At 38.5% G+C, this 19,606-nt stretch carries 17 protein-coding genes and 1 CRISPR repeat array (1 of these 18 cut by a window edge); of the genes, 7 read left to right on the top strand and 10 right to left on the bottom strand.

Annotation, left to right across the window (positions count from 1 at the left end):
- Nucleotides 1-76: a CRISPR direct-repeat array (repeat unit 37 nt; unit sequence GTTGAAATCACCTATAATCCCTTTCAGGGATTGAAAC) (it extends 2,361 nt beyond the left edge of the window).
- Nucleotides 77-146: 70 nt separating this feature from the next.
- The gene (locus PL11201_RS22075; RefSeq protein WP_079680983.1) at nt 147-608 is read left to right on the top strand and encodes a hypothetical protein; all 462 of its coding nucleotides are present in this window, start codon (nt 147-149) and stop codon (nt 606-608) included.
- Between the two features lie 65 nt (nt 609-673).
- Nucleotides 674-1,126 (top strand): DUF29 domain-containing protein, encoded by a 453-nt coding sequence (locus tag PL11201_RS22070; RefSeq protein ID WP_079680982.1) that lies wholly within the window; start codon nt 674-676, stop codon nt 1,124-1,126.
- Between the two features lie 56 nt (nt 1,127-1,182).
- Here PL11201_RS22070 and PL11201_RS22065 read toward each other — a convergent pair whose 3' ends face one another.
- The 5 genes from PL11201_RS22065 to glmM all read right to left on the bottom strand — a co-directional run bounded on the left by PL11201_RS22065 (nt 1,183) and on the right by glmM (nt 7,730).
- Nucleotides 1,183-1,962, bottom strand: a complete 780-nt coding sequence (locus tag PL11201_RS22065) for an MBL fold metallo-hydrolase (RefSeq protein ID WP_079680981.1) — start codon at nt 1,960-1,962, stop codon at nt 1,183-1,185.
- A 153-nt stretch (nt 1,963-2,115) separates the two neighbouring features.
- Nucleotides 2,116-3,288 carry a hormogonium polysaccharide biosynthesis glycosyltransferase HpsO gene (hpsO, locus tag PL11201_RS22060; RefSeq protein WP_079680980.1) on the bottom strand — a complete coding sequence of 391 codons (1,173 nt, stop codon included), beginning with the start codon at nt 3,286-3,288 and terminating at the stop codon, nt 2,116-2,118.
- A gap of 123 nt (nt 3,289-3,411) precedes the next feature.
- On the bottom strand, nt 3,412-4,398 hold the full coding sequence (hpsN, locus tag PL11201_RS22055; RefSeq protein ID WP_079680979.1) for a hormogonium polysaccharide biosynthesis glycosyltransferase HpsN: 987 nt from the start codon (nt 4,396-4,398) through the stop codon (nt 3,412-3,414).
- A 95-nt stretch (nt 4,399-4,493) separates the two neighbouring features.
- Complete coding sequence (gene hpsL / locus PL11201_RS22050; RefSeq protein WP_079680978.1) at nt 4,494-6,110, bottom strand: hormogonium polysaccharide biosynthesis protein HpsL; 1,617 nt, start codon at nt 6,108-6,110, stop codon at nt 4,494-4,496.
- Nucleotides 6,111-6,254: 144 nt separating this feature from the next.
- The gene (glmM, locus tag PL11201_RS22045; RefSeq protein ID WP_079680977.1) at nt 6,255-7,730 is read right to left on the bottom strand and encodes a phosphoglucosamine mutase; all 1,476 of its coding nucleotides are present in this window, start codon (nt 7,728-7,730) and stop codon (nt 6,255-6,257) included.
- A gap of 196 nt (nt 7,731-7,926) precedes the next feature.
- On the opposite strand from glmM, the gene PL11201_RS22040 reads away from it, so the two are divergent.
- The 4 genes from PL11201_RS22040 (at nt 7,927) to moaA (ending at nt 15,088) form a co-directional block, all read left to right on the top strand.
- Complete coding sequence (locus tag PL11201_RS22040; protein WP_079680976.1) at nt 7,927-9,600, top strand: hypothetical protein; 1,674 nt, start codon at nt 7,927-7,929, stop codon at nt 9,598-9,600.
- Nucleotides 9,601-9,646: 46 nt separating this feature from the next.
- Nucleotides 9,647-11,524: a GtrA family protein gene (locus tag PL11201_RS22035; RefSeq protein WP_079680975.1), complete on the top strand. Its 1,878-nt coding sequence runs from the start codon at nt 9,647-9,649 to the stop codon at nt 11,522-11,524.
- A 134-nt stretch (nt 11,525-11,658) separates the two neighbouring features.
- Nucleotides 11,659-13,890: a hypothetical protein gene (locus PL11201_RS22030; protein WP_079680974.1), complete on the top strand. Its 2,232-nt coding sequence runs from the start codon at nt 11,659-11,661 to the stop codon at nt 13,888-13,890.
- Nucleotides 13,891-14,101: 211 nt separating this feature from the next.
- The gene (gene moaA / locus PL11201_RS22025) at nt 14,102-15,088 is read left to right on the top strand and encodes a GTP 3',8-cyclase MoaA (RefSeq protein ID WP_079680973.1); all 987 of its coding nucleotides are present in this window, start codon (nt 14,102-14,104) and stop codon (nt 15,086-15,088) included.
- A gap of 100 nt (nt 15,089-15,188) precedes the next feature.
- Here moaA and rpsD read toward each other — a convergent pair whose 3' ends face one another.
- The 4 genes from rpsD to PL11201_RS22005 form a co-directional block, all read right to left on the bottom strand.
- A complete protein-coding gene (rpsD, locus tag PL11201_RS22020; RefSeq protein ID WP_079680972.1) occupies nt 15,189-15,797 on the bottom strand; it encodes a 30S ribosomal protein S4 in 609 nt (202 codons plus the stop codon).
- Nucleotides 15,798-15,976: 179 nt separating this feature from the next.
- Entirely contained in the window at nt 15,977-16,366 is a 390-nt protein-coding gene (locus PL11201_RS22015) for a PIN domain-containing protein (RefSeq protein ID WP_079680971.1), read from the bottom strand.
- Nucleotides 16,353-16,598 carry an AbrB/MazE/SpoVT family DNA-binding domain-containing protein gene (locus tag PL11201_RS22010; RefSeq protein WP_079680970.1) on the bottom strand — a complete coding sequence of 82 codons (246 nt, stop codon included), beginning with the start codon at nt 16,596-16,598 and terminating at the stop codon, nt 16,353-16,355. The genes PL11201_RS22015 and PL11201_RS22010 overlap by 14 nt, the downstream gene beginning before the upstream one ends.
- A 135-nt stretch (nt 16,599-16,733) precedes the next feature.
- Nucleotides 16,734-16,946, bottom strand: coding sequence for a hypothetical protein (locus PL11201_RS22005; protein WP_079680969.1), 213 nt, complete (start codon nt 16,944-16,946; stop codon nt 16,734-16,736).
- A gap of 132 nt (nt 16,947-17,078) precedes the next feature.
- Between PL11201_RS22005 and PL11201_RS22000 the strand changes: the two genes are divergently transcribed.
- Entirely contained in the window at nt 17,079-18,104 is a 1,026-nt protein-coding gene (locus PL11201_RS22000; protein ID WP_200816832.1) for a hypothetical protein, read from the top strand.
- A 252-nt stretch (nt 18,105-18,356) separates the two neighbouring features.
- Here PL11201_RS22000 and PL11201_RS21995 read toward each other — a convergent pair whose 3' ends face one another.
- A complete protein-coding gene (locus PL11201_RS21995; RefSeq protein WP_079676644.1) occupies nt 18,357-19,277 on the bottom strand; it encodes a transposase family protein in 921 nt (306 codons plus the stop codon).
- Nucleotides 19,278-19,606: the final 329 nt, after the last annotated feature.

Raw genomic sequence — 19,606 nt, 5'->3', positions numbered from 1 at the left:
GAAACCACCAAGGGTATGCCAACCTGGTAAAATGAAACCGTTGAAATCACCTATAATCCCTTTCAGGGATTGAAACTATAAATTCTAATGTTAAGTTAGTAGTTTCTAAGTAACAGAGTAAAATTTGTAATTGTTTTTCTAAATGTATGAAAAAACTCTTTTCATTACTTCTATCAAGTTATCTAGTTTCCTCTGTCATCGGGGGTTCCCTTTGTTTAGCTCAAAATAGCCGAATACGAGATGGTATACCGACTAGCAACGATGGCTTTATTACACTAAATTTGCAAAGGGTAACTATCAAAAAAGGACAGACTCAGGAATTGTCGGGTGATCAAAACAGTAGATCGATTCAACCCATATTTATTCACTTAAATGAAGGGGATACTGTTTTCCTCACTCCTGTTTTAGTTCAAGTTCCATTCCGAAGCGTGGATGATCCTATTGTTTATTTCACATTGCGAGATGATCAAAGTAGGGTAGTAAAAAACATTTTTGGCTATCTGGGGACAACTTCATTCAATTATTCTGCCTCTAAAACAGGAAACTACATTCTTGAGATGGCATCCCCCTCAGAATTTGAGTATATGTATAGAGTTGAGATCAACTAAGTGCGATCGCTTCCTCACCACGTTGCAATAACCTATAATCCCTATAAATTAGGATTAATCAACCCATGACCCAATCCCTAATTCCCCTAAAATTATTGTATGATTGCGACTTTTTAAAATGGACAGAAGAAACGAGCACCCATTTACAGAATCGAGACTTTAAACAATTAGATATTGCCAACTTAATTGAGGAGATAGATTCTTTAGGGAAAGCCCAGAAAAATGCCTTTAAAGGACAAATGCGGGCATTAGTAGAACATATCATGAAACGCTACTATGTTGATATGCCCCTAGAATATCATGGCTGGGAAAGGAGAATTCGCAACATTCGCCCCGAAATTGAAGACTTGATTGAAATTTCTCCTAGCTTACAGAATGACTATCCCCAAGTCCTGGATGCAGTTTATCAGCAGTGCCTAAAAAAACTCCAACCCGAATATAAAAACACAAAATTTCCCGATACTTGGCAATTTACCCGCTCCTTAGATGACCTTCTTAACCTAGATTTTTGGGAATAAGGCAAAGCAGTTAGGCAGCGAGGACGCATGAATACGCCCCTGCTATGGGTTGTGAATTAAACACCCACCCGACGCCGCTCTAATACCACTTCAAAACCTTCTCCCGGCTGGGGGTTGAGTACCCGAGTCGATAGATTTTCCTTCGCTAACATAGACCGAAAATCCTCTAAATTACCACTCACCTTTAATAACGAAACTAACAACCCTTCATAGACCACATCCCCGGCGGCTGCGGTGGGTAACATCACCTGGGGACTGACTAATTTAGCCAACTCCAATGCTGTTTTTTGTCCCCGAATAATCGGCCCAATTAAAGGTAAACTAATATCAATTAATGGCGTAATCACCACATCAATCGGAGCCAGTTCTTTTAACTGAGCATCATGATATCCATGGGGTTCATAATATACAGTATTTTCTGTGATTAAATCCTTTAAAAGATAGGCATTTTCAATGGTTGTTGGGCCAATAGGAGAACCGGGAAGGGATTTAATTTCTACCTGATTTTCTAAACAATAGGTGGCTCCATGTTCCAAAGCGTGAACTTGAGTATATCCTAACTCTTGGACAAGTTTTGCGGCTCCCGGAGAACCCACAACTGGGATATTTTTATTCAGTTGTTTTAAGGTTTCAGGATGGGCATGATCTTCCAAACCCTGAGATAATAAAATTAAGTCGATCTTTTGGGGAATAGGTCGGGGATTTCGTCTTTCCCCCTTAAATAACCAAGTTTGATTCCCAAAGGTTAATGCACCCACTAACCAAGGGTCAATCAAAATTTGTTTGCCGCCTATTTCCAGTAACCAAGAATTACTATCAAGCCAGGTAAAATACATAGGGGTTGATTCTATTAGATCACTACTATTGTAGAAAAAAATCAAAAAAATGGGGAGTAATATTTTATCGTAGGGGTTTGGTTTCCAAACCCAAGCGCAAAGAGGGTTTGGAGACCAAACCCCTACAGGGATTGCTATAGTAAGATTGTATAGTTAATCAGTAAGTAATTGTTGATAAAAGATTAGCAATTCTTGAGCGAGCGCTTTATTTGTGTAGTGGGTCATGGCTCGTTGATACCCTTTTTCTCCTAACTGTTTGGCTAATTCTGGATTTGTGATTAACTGTTTTAGGCTGTTTTGCAAGGCTTGATCATTTCCTTCGGGAAATATTAATCCCGTATCAGCAATAACGTGGGGAATTTCACCGGAGTCGGAGCCAATAACGGGAACTTGACAAGCCATAGCTTCGATTAAAACATGACCAAATTGTTCTTTCCACCCGGCGGCGGTTAGGGTTTTAAATTTGTAGGTGGTTTCTGAGGGTAAAACCAGGGTATTCATCAGGTTAATATAGCGTTGTACCTGATCATGGGGAACACTTTCTATTAATATTAATCGATCTTGAAATCCCAATTTTTCAGCTATTTCTAGGAGTTGCGATCGCAATTCTCCCCGACCTAATAATACCCATTTCCAAGGATATTCTTTTAATCCAGATAAAGCTTTGGCTAAGGTGATCAATCCTTTTTCTTCAACAAAACGCCCCACAAATCCGACTACAAATTCATCGGGTTTAATCCCTAATTCGGCTCTTAATTCCGGTTGAGGTTCGGGTTTAAATAAATGTTCATCAATGCCTAATTGGGGCATAACTTCAATGGGTTTATTATATCCTTTTTCTCGTAAAATATCTTTGCCATCTTGATTTCCAACAACAATTCCATCGGTATATTTAAGGTTATAGGCTTCTAGGAGAGCAACGGGAAATTTTAAATCATAAGGTAAATTCCACCAAGTAAAAAAGATGTTTTTTGCTTTTAAACCCAAAAGATTATTTAAAGTAATAAATTGACTATAGGTTAGGGCTTTAGAACCCTGTTCAACTTGAATAATATCCGGTCTAAAAGTTTTCAAAAGAGAGACTAAATCTAAACCAAAGGTGAGTAAGCCTTGATTATTTTGACTAAAATTAGAAATAGGAACAACTTTAAAGTTACCTTCATCTAAATATTCAGATTCAATAATTTTATTCTGAACGCCTCCGGGTCGCCAACGTTTAGGAACAACAATTGTTACTTCTATATTGGGTTGTAAACGGGCTAAGGCTCTAAATTTTTCTCGGTTTAAGTCAACAATATAGGTATGGCTGGCTACTAAAATTTTCATAGGTTTTTTCTATTTTTAATGTTTTTATCCTGTTACTGTTGTTGGGCTTTAGCCCCTCTTAGAAGATTTGCGCTGAAGCGCAACAACGGCGCAACAACGGCGCAACAACGGCGCAACAACGGGTTAAGGGTCTTGTTGGGTGTAGATTTGTCCTTGATCCCAAAGGGAGGTAATCCAGGTTCCTAGGGCTTTAATTAAGCCTAATTTATAGAAGAAGAAACGACTAATAATTTTTAGAGGAGAACCACTTTTATTACAGGGGGGATGTCCTAAAACATGACAATCAAATAGTTTAGCAAAAAAGCGGAAACATTGACCAGGAGTTAGGTTTTTTAACCCCATAAAAAAGTGATTATGATAAAATGTGATCTGATATTGTACGGAACGGGTACTCATATCATGACAGCCTCCGGCTTCTTCTCCTAAATGAATTAAATGGGCTTCTGGATCATACCAAATAACATAACCTGTTTGTCTTATTCTTAAACAAAAATCCGATTCTTCTCGCACCGCACTACCTTTAAATCGTTCATCAAAGGTTAAACCAAATTGCTCAAAAATTTCTCGCCGGAAGGACATATTACATCCTCTGGCAGAAATCACTTGTTGGGGTTTAATCGTATGAACTAAATCAAGATGATACCAAGCAATACCAGGATCTTGAGCTTCAGCAGGTAAGTTTTCAATGGTTAATTCTCCCCCAGAATCGCTTAATTTCATCCGATCAAAAACTCGTCCCGCAACGGCGCCAATTTTCTCGGGGGCGGCGGTTTCTCCTGGGATATAATTACGGGCATGAGCCATTAAAAATCCTTCGGGAAGTTGCACATCGTCATCAATAAATAATAGAATATCTCCTTGAGAACGTCGGACGGCGTAATTCCTCGCACCTGGTAAACTCGCCCAATCTAAACGATACCATTTAATTTTTTCGGCTTGAGTTAACTGTTCTAAATAGGTTTGGGTTTCGGGTTCATGGGTTGGGGTTTGATCGACGACTAAAACTTCAAAATTAGGATAGGTTTGTTGTAATACTTCTGCTAAGGTTTCACGCAATACTTGTTCACGGTTATAGGTAGGAATAATCACAGAAATTAAAGGTAAATTCATTAATTTTTCTCCTGATATCAGGTTTCAAGGATTGATCTGATAGTTTATCTAAAAAATTGCTCTAAATGCACCCACCTAATTATTAACAGGATCATTTAGATATCTGGATCTAGTTCACCTGCTTCTATGAGTTTTTTTCGTTCTTCCCGATCAATTTCGGGTAGTTTAAACAGTACCCCGGCAAAATACCAATAATAAACCGTGACGGGATCAACATCTAGGGGGTAATAGTAAGTATTGTAGCTAATAATTAACACAAAAACCCAAAAACAAGCCCCAAAACTGCGTAAATTTTTATCTTTAACGGAACGATAGGATTTAAACCCAATCACGACCATGGTAGTCACTAAATAGAGAAAACCTGCGACTCCAATTGGCCCAATTTCAAAAATCATTTTGGGATAGTAGGTTTCAATTAAGGCGGTTTTCCCAAAGATCCGAGCGGCATTGGTAGCTCGTCCTAGTCCTTTTCCTAAAATCCCTTTTTGCCCGCCACTACTTTGTCCAAACTGTTCGGAAATGAAATCCGTGGGGGGGGAAGCATTCCAACGACTGACAAAACTATCGACTCGTTCTTGTAAAAATGCTGGGCTGGCTGCGGCTGCAATTCCTAAGATTAAACCTAGTCCGGCGAGGATGGGAAGAAATCGTTTTAAGTTGGCAACTTGTCCGGTTAAAACTAATAGAATAATAGTCACAACGGGAACTAATGCTAAGGCAATTCGTTGACCGGAAATTACGGCATTTATAAATACCATTACCATTCCGATTAAACCAGTCATTCGCCAAAGGGGAGAAGGATCGCTAAAGGCACTAGCAAAGGTAAAAAAGGCATTAGCAATTAAAAACCAGGCCCATTGCCAAGGAGCCACAAAGGTTCCGGGTAAACGAATCATGTTTTGAGAGGGACTAAATACTAAAGACCCGCCGACAAAACATTTAGCATCCAGAGTGGCTTTGAATAAATCATCCCCGGTAAGGTGATCGGTTCCTTTACAACGACCACTTACTAGAAATTGATATTGTATGACTCCTAAAACACAACAAATTATGGCTAAAATCAGGGTTAAACGAGTTAAAAATAATAGTTCTTTTTTGCCTTTAATTTGATAGTAGGCACAGGTAATTAAGGGTAGGTATCCAATAAAGGATTTTAACCCCATTAGTCCGAGTAAAATCGGTTTGTCGCCGCCTTCAGGTTTGAGTTGTTGTAATCCATTGACTAACAATAAAGTTAAACCACAAATGGCGAGAAGTACCATCAAAGGTTGCTTTAATCCTTTGGGAACAATCATCGGCATTCGCTTGCTTTTCCATTCCTTATATTTGGCAAATAAGGCGGGAAAATAAAAGCCATCTTTAGCCAGTTGAAATATGGGGCTGCCTCCACCAATCCAGTAGGTGACTGTGCCACTAAATGGTAAATAAATTAAAAAACCCCAGAATGCCATATCCGGGTAAAGATATGATAGGGCTACAATTAAAATTCCTCCTCCCCCGGCGATCGCTAATTTCGGGCCAGCAACAATAAATAAAATCACTCCCACAACAGCAGCAGCAGTAATAATTCCTGACGATGAAGATATAACTTTCTTAATCGCTTTTGACCTTTGCTTCTGCCGAAGTTTAATCTCTGTTTTACTTAATGTTGGTTTCTTGGATTGGGATTTTTTTTTAGTGGTTTTTCGCTTTTTTTTGGCTTTGATAACCATGGGAATAGGGCGTGAATTTAGCCCTATTATAGATCAAGTTTCAAGGGACTGTTAAAAAAAGCCAAACAAATCATTGGGGGATAGGAATTCAATCGAACCCTTTCCCACCAGCGATAAATCATTTATTTAAAATAATATCAACTGTTAAATGGCTAAATGTTGCTGAACCACTAATACTAACTGTTCAGCCCAATAGTCGGCTAAATCGGCACTTTTGGCTTCTACCATTACCCTAATTAAAGGTTCTGTTCCCGAGGCCCTAACTAAAATTCGACCTTGATCTCCCATGGCTTGTTCTGCGGTTTCAATAGCTTTAATCACTGGTTCACAGTGTTTCCAATTGCGCCGTTGATGAACGTCCTCAACCCGGATATTTTTTAATAGTTGGGGATAGGTTTGGAAACTATTATTAACTAATTCTGCTAAAGACTGACCGGAACGTTTAACTAATGTGGCTAAATGCAAAGCTGTCATTAACCCATCGCCACTAATTCCATAATGGTGACAGAGAATATGTCCCGACTGTTCGCCCCCTAACATCGCCCCTGTCCGTTTCATTTCGGCATGAACGTGCTGGTCGCCGACGGAAGTCCGAATCATTTGGCCCCCGAATTGTTGCCAAGCCCGTTCAAAACCCAAGTTAGCCATTACGGTCGAAATAATTAAATTGTCAGGGAGTTGTCCCGCTTTACTGAGGGTTTGGCCCCAAAAATACAGAATATAATCCCCGTCTACCGTTCGGCCTTGACTATCGACGGCTAAAACCCGATCCGCATCCCCATCAAAGGCAAATCCGAGATCGGCATTGTGTTCTAAAACCGTCTGTTGTAGGGCTTGTAAATGGGTAGAACCGCAATTAACATTAATTTGATGGCCATTGGGTTGATCGTGGAGACAAATCACCTCCGCCCCCATTTCTGTAAAGACTTGGGTTGCTAAGGGAACTGCCGCCCCCCAGGCTAAATCTAAAACCACCCGCATTCCCTGTAAATTCGTGGCTGGGAGTAATGGCCTATGTAGAGATTGGGCATAATTTCTAATCAATTCTGGCCGATAATAGTGTTGGCCACAGTCGCTATAAACAATCGGAAAATCCGCATTTCCTCTAATTCCCGCCTCTATTTGCTGTTGTAAGGCGGTAGATAATTTTGTACCATCTTTTCCAAAAAACTTAATTCCGTTGTCTTCTGGGGGGTTGTGGCTGGCGGAAATCATCACTCCCCCAATAGCCTCGGAGGTCAGGGTTAAATAGGAAACCCCAGGGGTGGGACAGACCCCAATATGCCAAACTTCCAACCCCGCAGCAATTAGTCCGGCGGAGAGGGCCATGGCTAACATATTGCCGGAGGTGCGGGTATCTTGGCCTAATATGACTGGGCCGGGATGGTGGGCTTGATGTCGGAGAACTTGGCCCGCCCAGAAACCCACTTGTAAAGCCAGAGGCGCGTTTAGCAGTCCGCCTACCCGTCCCCGGATACCATCGGTTCCAAATAATGGGGTGGTGGGGAGTTCCCCAACTTGATCGATAAAGCCGAAATGGGATATGGTTCGAGATTGGGCGGTATGGGCTTCTTTTTGCGGGGAACTAAAGTTCTGAGTCCGAGCGGGTGTTGCGACCATAAAATTCACTCCTCTTAATATATATTCACACACTCAATGTGGAGCATAGCACGTCAGGAACGAAGGTCAACGATTTTGACCGATGTGATATATATTACGAGGGTTGAAATTTACTGATTTTATCTGATCCGTTCCTGATCTATTGTCATTCTACAAGATTTAAGGATCAAAATCTGAATTTATTTTGAATACCCTAATGGTCACAAAAATTTTGCCAAAATCCTCTTTTTATTCAGTTCTTTTAATCGGAATTATTGCCCTAACTGGATTCCTTGCTTATTCTAGTATCCTGAATAGTTTTTTTCTCTCGGATGATTTTGTTTTAATTGCATTATTGTCTAAATTAGGGCCGTTTGGGTTATGGTTCAATCAACAGCATGGTAAATCGCTATTTTTCCGTCCTCTATTGGGAGTGATTAGTTTTTTAGACTATAAAATCTGGGGTTTGAACCCTTTGGGTTATCATTTGACAAATTTTGGGTTTCATTTAGCTAATTCTTTTTTGGTGGGAAGTATAGCATTTTTATTGAGTTTAAATTTAGGAATAGATTTAAAACTAAAACGGTTTATTCCCTATTTTTCTGGATTTATTTTTCTATTATTACCTTCCCATTCCGAAGCCGTTTCTTGGATTTCTGCCCGCACCGATGTTATTGCTACCTTTTTCGCCTTACTTTCTTTTTGCACTTATTTAAACTTTAGACACTTTGGTAAACCCATAAAATTATGGATTTCCTTAATTGCCTTTTTAGCCGCCTTATTATGCAAGGAATCCATTGTTAGTTTTCCCGGGTTAATTATCGCCTATGAATTCTATCAATATTCACAAATAAAGTCTAAAAAAATCAAAAAATCCTTAACAAATTGTCTACTTTATATCGCAGTTTTAGGGTTTTATTTTATTTGGCGATATCTCAAATTAGGAACCTTAATTGGCGGATATGGAGAAGGCATTCATCTGAAATTTAATCCCATACAAATTTTATATAACATAATTATTTATCCATTGCGTAGTTTCTTGTCGGCTCAATTTAACTCTAGTTTAACCTTCTGGATTTTAGCTTTTATAGGTTTAGTTTTAATCTCTATATTTGCCGTAATTGTGAGTTATTATCGCCATCAATTCCAGTCTAATATTCCTCAAACCTTACTTTTAACTATTGTAGGATTTTGGATTTGTGTTCTACCCGCGATTAATGTTTCTGTTTCTCCTTTTGATAGTCAAGGAGAACGTTATTTATATTGGGCGTCTAGTTTTACTTCTATTTATATTGCCTTAATTTTTATTATTTTAGTTAGTAATTTTAAACTCTGTTTAATTCTATCCTCTATTTTATTAGTCAGTTTAGGATTATCCCTCAATACCGCAAACCAAAACTGGAAATTCGCAGGGGAACTTTCTGAAAGTCTGTTATCTAGTATACAAAAAATGCCCATAGAATCCCCGATTATTACCACTGTTCCCGATAATTTTAGAGGAGCTTATCTATACAGAACCGGATTAATTCAAGGACTGTATCTTTTTGATATTGATAATCGTTTTAATGTTCAATTTGAACAGAAATCCACGGATAAACCCTTTGAAAATGTGAGATTTTATACAAATAAAATTTTATTAGTGATGATGAATACCCTCCGAGAACCCAGCGACGAAATTATAGTTAATACCCTAAAACCCAATCAATATCAATTTCAATTATCCAATCCCCAAACCCTATTTTTTCCCACACCCAAAAATACATTAGTCACTAAAGACTATCAAGTCGGTGATGTACAACCCCAAAGCTACACCCTGACCCTCAACAATCCTAGCCGTTTTCAGGATTTATTATTGTATTCATCGGGTAAGTTTGTTAAACTATCGAATTAATCTTGTATTATAGAGACAATTTATCAAACGATAATATTTAGGTGTGATGGAACCCATTTATATTTTAGGTGCTGGCCCGGCTGGTTTGGCGGCGGCCTATACTTTAACCAAGCAAGGTCAGTCCGTGGTGGTGGTTGAACGAGATAGTCAGGTGGGAGGACTAGCCAAAAGTATAGAATATCAAGGCTTTATCTTAGATTATGGCCCCCATCGATTTTATACAAAAATTGCTCCGGTTTTGCAACTTTGGGATGAAGTTTTAGGCGATGAACAAGTTACGGTTAACCGTCTAACTCGAATTTATTATGGGGGAAAATATTTTAGTTATCCCCTCAAAGCTAAACAAGTTTTATCGGCGTTAGGGTTAGTTGAAAGTTTAAGAATTGTCCTATCTTATTTAGCCGTCCGGTTATTTCCTAAACCCGAAGCTAATAATTTTGCCGAATGGGTAGAAAATAAATTTGGCAAACGACTATCAGAGATATTTTTTGAAGGTTATACCGAAAAATTATGGGGTATTCCCTGTACAGAAATTAGTCCAGACTGGGCCGCCCAACGCATTAAGGGGTTATCGTTATCAAAAGCGATTAAAAATGCCCTTTTAGGCAATGATGGCAAAGTTAAAAATCTGATTGACCAGTTTCAATTTCCCCGTTTGGGTTCGGGTCAACTCTATGAGAAAATTGCCGACTATTTACAACAGCATCAGCAACCAATTTTATTAAATACAGAAGTTATTCAAGTTCATCATCATAATTCTCAAGTCAGCCATATTACCCTGAGAAATCGTATCACTAAAACGGAAAATACCGTAGTTTGTGGGGGTGTTATTTCCTCTATTCCTTTAACCCATTTTGTCCAACAATTGCAATCTTCTCCTCCAGAAACAATTATTGATGCTGCCAAATCTCTAAAATTTAGAAATACAATTTTAGTCTATTTAATCGTAGAAGGTGGTAATCTTTTCCCCGATAATTGGTTATATATTAATGACCCCCGAGTGCAAGTGGGAAGGGTAACAAATTTCGCCAACTGGTCGCCGGAAATGTTAGCCAATACCGAACAAACTCCCCTCTGTTGTGAATATTGGTGCAATTTTGGCGATGATTTATGGCAATGTCCAGAAGATGAATTGAGAATATTAGCTGAAAAAGACTTACGCCAAATTGGGTTATTAAAAAATCAAGCGGTTTCCGATGGATTTATTGTTCGTTTACCTCGGACTTATCCTATCTATGCGGGAAATTATCAAGCGGCTTTATCGGAAATTCAAAGCTACTTACAAACCTTCCAAAACTTGCAATTAGTCGGACGCTATGGGGCATTTAAGTATAATAATCAAGACCATAGTTTATTAATGGGAATTTTTGCGGCGGAGAACGTTTTAACTCCGGGTAAACATAACCTCTGGAATGTTAATAGTGATAGCGAATATGTGGAAGAAGCTAGTGCAGAAGCCGCCACAACCGCCGCTACCAATACTCGTCTATCCCGTCGTCGCCAAACTTTAAAAACTTTACGAGAATTTGGGGGCTATTTATTCACTGGGGGTGCGGCTACTATTGTTGATGTTCTCATTTTTTCTATTCTCATTCACTCAGGATTATGGTATGTTTTTGCATTGGGAATTAGTTATTTTATCGGATTAAGTACCAATTTTTGGCTAAGTCGTCGGTTTGTATTTGGGATTTATTGGAAAAACTGGTTTGTTCAATATGGCGTGTTTGCGACGGTTGCTTTAAACAGTTTATTGGCCAATTTAGGGTTATTACAACTGTTAATTAATGAATTGGGATGGCATCCAACTATATCGCGTTTAGCGAGTGCGGCTTGTGTCGCTATGATTAGTTTTACCGGACATAAGTTATATTCTTTCTCATCCTCAAATCAATCGAATAATCAAGTTTCTGAACTGCAATCTTAACTATAGCAATCCGTGTAGGATTTGTGATAAAAACCTGTAGGGGTTGGGAGACCCAACCCTCTTTGCGCCTGGGTTGGGTCTCCCAACCCCTACGATAAAATATTCAACTTTTATTACCTGTTCCCTTCTTAAAAATGTCTGAACAAAAACAACAAGCTAAAGTGAATTTAATCGCTATTTTTACGATTACTTTAGCCACTTGGTTAATTCTAGTTCCCTTCGTTAATTCGATTAAAATTCCCTTTGGAGAAAATCTAACAGGGGTCATTTCTTTAGCCAGTATTGAGAATATTAGTCCCTATACAGACTATCTCAAATATATCATTTTACTCCTAACTCCCCCATTAATTGCCACTCTGGTTTTAAACCTAAATCAAAAACCCCTGGAAATAATTTTAAGGGTTATTAACCACCGTTATACATGGATAGGAATTGGTTCTATTCTACTACTAACTTGGTTAATTAATACTCCCTTTAACCAATTTAGAATTAATTCTACCTTAATTGATTCTTTCCATGAAGGAGAATTTTTAGGCTTTTTACCCAACTTTCTACAACTCAAACAACCCTTTATCAATACGGTTTTAATTCATGGATATGGTGTTGATGTGCTTCCTAGTTGGTTAGCCAAAAATCTCGCCACCCAAAATAATGGTATTGCTTTAACTCGGTTATTCGTAAACTTAGAAAATGTGATTACCTGTGTAGGCTATTTTTGGATATTGTGGGAATTAATTAATTTAGCAAAAATCAATAAAAACAAATTAAAAATATGGTTAATATCCTGTATCTTATTTTGTGTTTTCGATGGAATTTTCTATAAATTTGATGGCCGCCGGGGAACCAGTTTTATCATTCAATTAGCTTTAACCTTACGATTTTTTAGAATAGCTGAAACTCAACCCAATCAAGCAAAATGGCTATCGGTGTTAATTGGAGCTTCAATTCCCAGTAGTTTTTTCTATATTTATGACCGAGCGATTTATTTTATCGCCGTTTATCTTTGTGCTTCTATTCTATCATTATTGGTCAATAAAAAAACATCTATTCTATGGTTAAAAGGATCATTGATTGGGATTATTGTTACTTCTATTTTTATTCTAATATTCCTGGGTTTTGATCAAATTAATGCCATTATCTCTCAAGTATTATATTGGGGGAAATATGGACGCTATATTTCCTTTATTCCCCTTCCTCCCCTAGAATTAACCTGGACTTCCCAAACCTTTTGGTTATCCATGTTTGTTCAAAGTGCGGTTTTAGTTTACCTGATTTTAGACTTTAAAAATTATGGCTTAAAACTACCTCCCTTTATCCCAAAAAATTATCTGATTATTTTATTACTAACTTCTGCATCAATTTATATGAGAATTACCCTTGATAGAAGCGATTTAGGACACTCCTATCAGGGCGCATTAATTACAGTATTTTTGGGATTTTACCTAATTTATCTGGGATATAAAAATAAACTAGAACCGCAATTACCCCAACTTAATTTAACTCCTATTCAACGGAGTTTAACAGTTCTTATCTTAATTGTGATTATTTTAACAGAACCCAGTTTTAATGTTTTTAAAGGTATCCAAAAACTGGCGCAACTCCCTGAATCTTTATCAATTTCCGACTCTAAACTTTTAAAACCAGATTATTTAGAAGCATGGAATACCCTGAAACCCGAAATTGAGCAACAATCTTGCTTTTTTACCTTAACTTCCGAGGGATTATGGTATTATTTATTTAATAAACCATCCTGTTCCAAATATGGTTATGTTCTCTATGCTAAACCTACCGTTGCTCAACAGGAAGTGATTCAAGAACTTAATGAAACTAAACCCAATATCCTCTTATTAACCAATGAAATCTGGTATCAAAATCCTTGGGATGAGGTGTTGAAATCTGAATCCGCTTCTTTAATTTATCAGAATGTTTTAACTACCTATAGACCCTATAAAACCGTACAATCCCATTGGTTTTGGAAACGTAATAATCAACCGTTAAAATTAACTCAAACTCAATCTTTAAATGGTAATATAGAATCCTTTCCTACCCAACCTATTCATCAAAGTGATAATTTATCAATTGGTGGTTGGTCAATTATTCCTAAACAATCAAAACCTGCGGATGCAGTTTATCTAAGTTTAGGGAAAAATAATCTATTAATTGCTGTTGGTCAAGTTAATATTCCTAGACCCGATGTAGTTCAAGTTTTATCTAATCCTAAATTAGAAAAATCCGGCTGGATGATTCGTGTTCCCACGGCAATTTTAACCCCAGGAAATAATCAGATGAAAGTCTGGAGTTATGACACCAAAAACAACCAATTAACTCAAATTGGAAAAGGTTTCAATTTAGAAATTCTCCCCTAACCCCCGTTGTTGCGCTTAAGCGCATTCTTGTGGATAGTTTTAGAGGGTTGGAAGACCCAACCCCTACGATAAAATACAAAGAGGGTTGGAAGACCCAACCCCTACGATAAAATATAAAGAGGGTTGGAAGACCCAACCCCTACGATAAAATACACAGAAAAATTCGTCATAATAGAGAAAGAACAAAATTCTGTCATTCTCCTAAAAATCCATGAACCCCGTTGATTATCTCCGTATTAGTTTGATTGACCGTTGCAATTTCCGGTGTCAATATTGTATGCCCGAAGGCACAGAAATGGATTATATTCTACAACAGAATTTGTTAACTCTGGATGAACTGTTAACCCTGTTGCGAGAGGTATTTATCCCCGTTGGATTTACTCGATTTCGCTTAACCGGAGGTGAACCTTTATTACGTCCCGGGGTGGTAGAATTAGTTAAACAAATTAACGCTTTTCCTGAAACAAAAGATGTGGCGATAACCACCAATGGTTTTTTATTGGCAGAAATGGCAGAGGATTTATATAATGCTGGACTGCGACGAATTAATATTAGTTTAGATTCCCTTGATGCTGATATTTTTGATCAAATTATCGGCAACCGAGGACGCAGCCGATGGCAACAGGTTTGGCGGGGAATACAAGCTGCCTATCAAGTTGGTTTTAATCCCCTAAAATTAAACGTGGTAGTCATTCCTGGGGTGAATGATCATGAAGTATTAGATTTGGCAAAACTAACCATAGAACGACAATGGCACGTTAGATTTATTGAATTTATGCCGATTGGAAATAACGATTTATTTGCCGATCGCGGTTGGATTTCTTCAGAACAATTAAGACAACAAATTCGAGAAAAATGGAGTTTAGAAGCCTCACAGGTGAAGGGAAACGGCCCGGCGGATGTATTTCAAATTCCGGGGGCAAAAGGAACATTAGGGTTTATTAGTCAGATGTCTGAATGTTTTTGCGATCGCTGTAACCGCATGAGACTATCGGCTGATGGTTGGTTACGACCTTGTTTATTAAATGAAACCGGACAAATAGACTTAAAAACTCCCCTGCGTCAAGGTGCGACGTTTGAGGAGTTAAGAGAAAAGGTGAGTAACCTATTAGGAATTAAACCCGATATTAATTTTAAACAACGGGACTCTGGTACAACGGGAAATTATGCCCGCACCATGTCCCAAATTGGCGGATAGCAGCCTGATTGATTTTTGATTTAGGGTTTAATAATAAGTAGGTGGGGTACGTTATTTTTAGTCGATAACGCCCCACATAAAATAGAACGGTGAGGAACTATTAGGCTTGACGTGAATAAAATTCAACGACTAACAGTTCATTAATTTGTAAAGCCACCCATTCCCGTTCAATGACGCTATTTACCTTTGCAGTCAGTTGTGCTTTATCTAACTCCAGATGGCTAGGAACGTTGGCTAAACCGGGATATTGTAAATTGGCTTTGACTAATTCACGGGATTTTTCCGTATTTCTGATTCCAATTACTTCACCTGGTCTGCACTGATAGCTAGGAATATTAACGCGATGACCATTCACCGTAACGTGACCATGACTGACTAACTGACGAGCCGCTGGAATTGTGGGGGCCATTCCTAAACGGAAAATGGTATTATCCAAACGCATTTCCAAGGTTTGCAGCAAGACTTGTCCGGTGGAACCGGCGGCGCGACGAGCTTTACGGACATAACGCAATAACTGACGCTCGGAAACGCCGTAGTTATAACGCAGTTTTTGTTTCTCTTCTAACCGGACTGCGTATTCTGAACGTTTACGACGGGCTTGGCCGTGTTGTCCAGGGGGATAGGCCTTTCTGGGGGATTTCCGAGTTAATCCAGGTAAATCGCCCAAACGACGAACGATTCTCAGACGGGGGCCTCTATATCGAGCCATCTAACTTTTTCTCCGCATAAAATTTTTTGCACCAATCTTTTATTATAGTATGTATCTAATCAATATTGCATCGCTTGTCTCGCGCTTCTAAAGAAACCGTGTTTCTTCATCAAATCTCGGTTAGGATGCAGAAACTCGCGCAGAAAAAAGGTTTCTCGGTACTTGAACGAGGGCGATCGCTACTCTATGCAACGAAAACCTTTTTCTACTTTCAGCTTGCTATCAAAACTCACTGTTTCTGTACAACCTGCTTGACGGGCGATCGCTCCAATTAAATAATCAGAAAAATCGGCTCTACCTTGTTTATAACGCTGTAGAGCTTGGTCAATAGTAGAACGGCTTTCAAATTCAAAGGCTGCACTGTGTAACATTGCCTCTAGGGTATGAATAATTTCATCTTTACTAAACCCATAGTTTACTCCTCTGAGAACCCACACTAATTCGCAGAGAACGATATTGGCAATAAACCCCGGCTGGTTTTCTTGAATGAGGTTAACCGCTTGTTGCCACTGCTGCTCATCATCTTGGGTGAGGTAGCGAACAAGGATATTGGTATCAAGTCCAATCATTGGCTCCCTCAGAGATAGCAATGTCCATTTCTTTGAGAGTAGCTTTTTTCATACCCGGTCGGTGTAGGATTCCTGATAGCTCTTGGACAGGAACATTCAGGGGAAAGAGTTTAACTTGTCCGTCTTCATCAATAATGAAGCTGATTTTACTGCCGTTAACCAGTTTCAGGCGATCGCGGATTTCTTGAGGAAGGGTAATTTGTCCGGTCTCGGTGACAGTTGCACTGAGCATGGTAGGAATTTTTTTGTAGGTATGGTTTTGGCGATATTTTAGCGCGAAAGTTGTATCGCGCAGAAACCGGGTTTCTTTATTAAATCTCGGTGAGGACGCAAAAACCAGCGCAGAAACCCAGTTTCTGGGTTGATTTTAGAGGCAGGTAGCAAGAGCTTGTTGGAGGGGTTCTGATAACTCAAGGGCCATAAAATAACAACTGGGGTATAGGTAGTCTTCTCCAGATTCATCAATGACGCGAATCTTATGATGATTGTTAGCTTTAGGATCGGGTAAAACTTGATAAATTTTGCGAATTTCTAAGGAAGCTGAATAGTCTTGGTTATTGATGCAAACGACAAATTGCATAGTATTTACTCCAAAATATATTTGATCTTGATTTGGGTCAGTTGTGTTTTTTGACCAGTTGACAGGAAAAAATATGGGGTATGCTAAAGTAGTCAGACAAGTTCAATCTTTAATTAGATCAGGGTTAAATTTATGGGAGAAGCAAAACGACGTAAGAAACTTAATCCTAATTATGGTAAGTCCACTTCTCAAAATGATCCAATAGGCATAGAAGAAAACTATGAGTGTTATGGAGAACGTGCAGAGTATTTCAGAGATTTAGATTTTTATCTAAATCAGGGTGGGGCTTTTGAAGAAAGTCTTCCTAAATACCATAAATATAGATCCGTTACAGAAAGCCAACTTTTTCAGTTTATTCAAAATGCAATTGATCACGAAGAGCAAACTGCTACCTACATTCTAAATAAAGTGAAGTCATTGTTTGACCTCACTGAAATTCAGAGTGATTTATTAAGCCTAGTGGATAAGTCAATTATGTCAAAGAGATCTGGCGATCTCAATCAAGCCTTCAAATACTACGATCAAGTATTTAGTCATAATCAAACATGGTTTATGCTTTGGTATGGTCTTGCCAAGCTATTATGCCTATTTCGAGAATACAGAATGGCTTTTGCGTGCATAAAAATTTGCACTTACTTATACCCTAAAATGTGGAATGGGCGTCAATACCATTCTGATCATAATTTGTCATACCATTATCACCAAATATATTCTTTAGCTATAGCTGGCGAGGAAAATGAATCTTATCTCAAGACGCTAGGTCGTCCTCTTAATACCGTTATATTTACAAATAACGGAAAAGTTATCGCAAATTCTCCCGTACTTAAAGTAAAAGTAGTCAAGCCAGAATCGCTCTCTTCGGATATCAAAACACAGGTAAAAAGTGATAGTCACAACATGGTAAGGATTAAAGTTGTTGATGTTGGTCGTTCCGGTAATCCTGAGTATGCTGAATATACCCAGGCACAGATTAAAGAGTTCCGCTCCACAGTCGTCACAGTGCTTACAATAAACTTGATGCCTACTTCTGGTGATTCTGTTGAGACAGTTTTAAGTGCTTCTCTTGCCTGTCATTACTGGCGCAAAGATTTAAGTTTTGCCGGTGCTGTTGAACAAGTTGCACGAGATATAAAAAGAGCTATGGGAAGAGACTATTGATACGGGAGAAGCAAAACGCCTCAAGCAACTTGATCCTAAAAGCCTACCTTGATGGCAGAAAGAGATTACACATGGAACAATCAACCTGATATACTGATTAGACATCTCCGAAAATCCTCAAATGCCCTCTATCGCTACTTTTTGAGTCTCTAGCACTCCTGTGCCGGTTTCTCCTAAAGTAACGGATTCATAGGCTTTTTCAGTTACATTAATAATAATTAATGAATTTTATTTCTGATATTCAATCATTTTTCAAAAGTATTCTGGGCAATTCTTAGATGATAATACAATCGCTCCTATTCGCCATCTTATTAGTCCACATACTGTCAAGATTACTGCTTCATAATTTTGGCTCTTTAACCGAAATCTTTCTGAAGCAACTCGATAAATTTTTATCAGTCTTATTAAATGTTCGACTACAATCCTTTGTTTGGCTTTTAACCGATTTTCTTCTCGATTTTCAAGGGATATTTCTTGATTCCTCGGTTTCTTATGTGGTGTATTAATTGCTGTTTCCCCTACATAAGCTTTATCCCCCCTGTATTTTTGATGATTCCCCAATTCCTCCCTTCTTTCTCTCCACAATTTCAGATCGCTTGTTGCTCCGGTATAACCCACAGCTACATCCACTATTTCTTTCCCGCTCGGCATGACAATGACTTGATTTTTAAAGGTATGTGTTTTTTTCTTTCCTGAGTAATATTTTTTCTGCTCTTCATTGTCTGTTGGTCTTTGCATGGGCTGTTCATAGCTATCTACTACTAACTCATATTCCAGCAGAATTTTTTCTACCCACTCCCAATCACTCTCGTTTTTTTTTACTTGCTCAAGTAAACTGGCTGGCAGTAATTCTCTCAATATTTTTATCCCGTTATGGAAAATATCATTCGCTGTTGATTCACTCACTTCAAACTGTAACCCTAACATTTGAAATGTGGGCATCTGATGCAGATAAATTAGAGTTAGTAAGATTTGTTCCTCCACAGATAATTTCTGGTGACGACCCCCACCTGCTTTAATCAACCTGATCTTAGCTTTTTCTCGTTCTTGTCGTTTTTCTTGTTCTAATAACTCCGCGGCTTGAATTAGTTCTATCAACTGTTCATATTCCATCCCTAATAGCCTTTTTGTTTGCTGGGGATTCTTGTCCAGATAGCCTCTTAATTTAGTCATCTCTCCTTGGGGTAAAATCAAATTTTACCATCTTGCTATCCCTCCCCATTTTTATTTCGGAGATGTCTATTGCAATATTGGATAAATGGGATAAAATTGCCACATCATCTTCTACTAAAGATCATCAACAATGGGCAGGGTATAGGGAAGATTTTCAGCCCCCTACTTAGCTACTTCTTTAGTTAAAGTGTGAATATAAAGGGGTCTAACAACCCCTATGCAGAGGCCAGACAAAACTTTCCCGCAACCGTAACCACGAAACCTCTTCCTTCTGTTCCATCCCCGCAAACCAACGGCGAATATAGCTTGCCAGCTATTCGTGGTTAAAC

The sequence above is a fragment of the Planktothrix sp. PCC 11201 genome (assembly GCF_900009135.1).
GTDB lineage: Bacteria > Cyanobacteriota > Cyanobacteriia > Cyanobacteriales > Microcoleaceae > Planktothrix.
The sequence above is the reverse complement of the archived record's forward strand: the minus strand, read 5'-3'. Positions and strand labels throughout refer to the sequence as shown.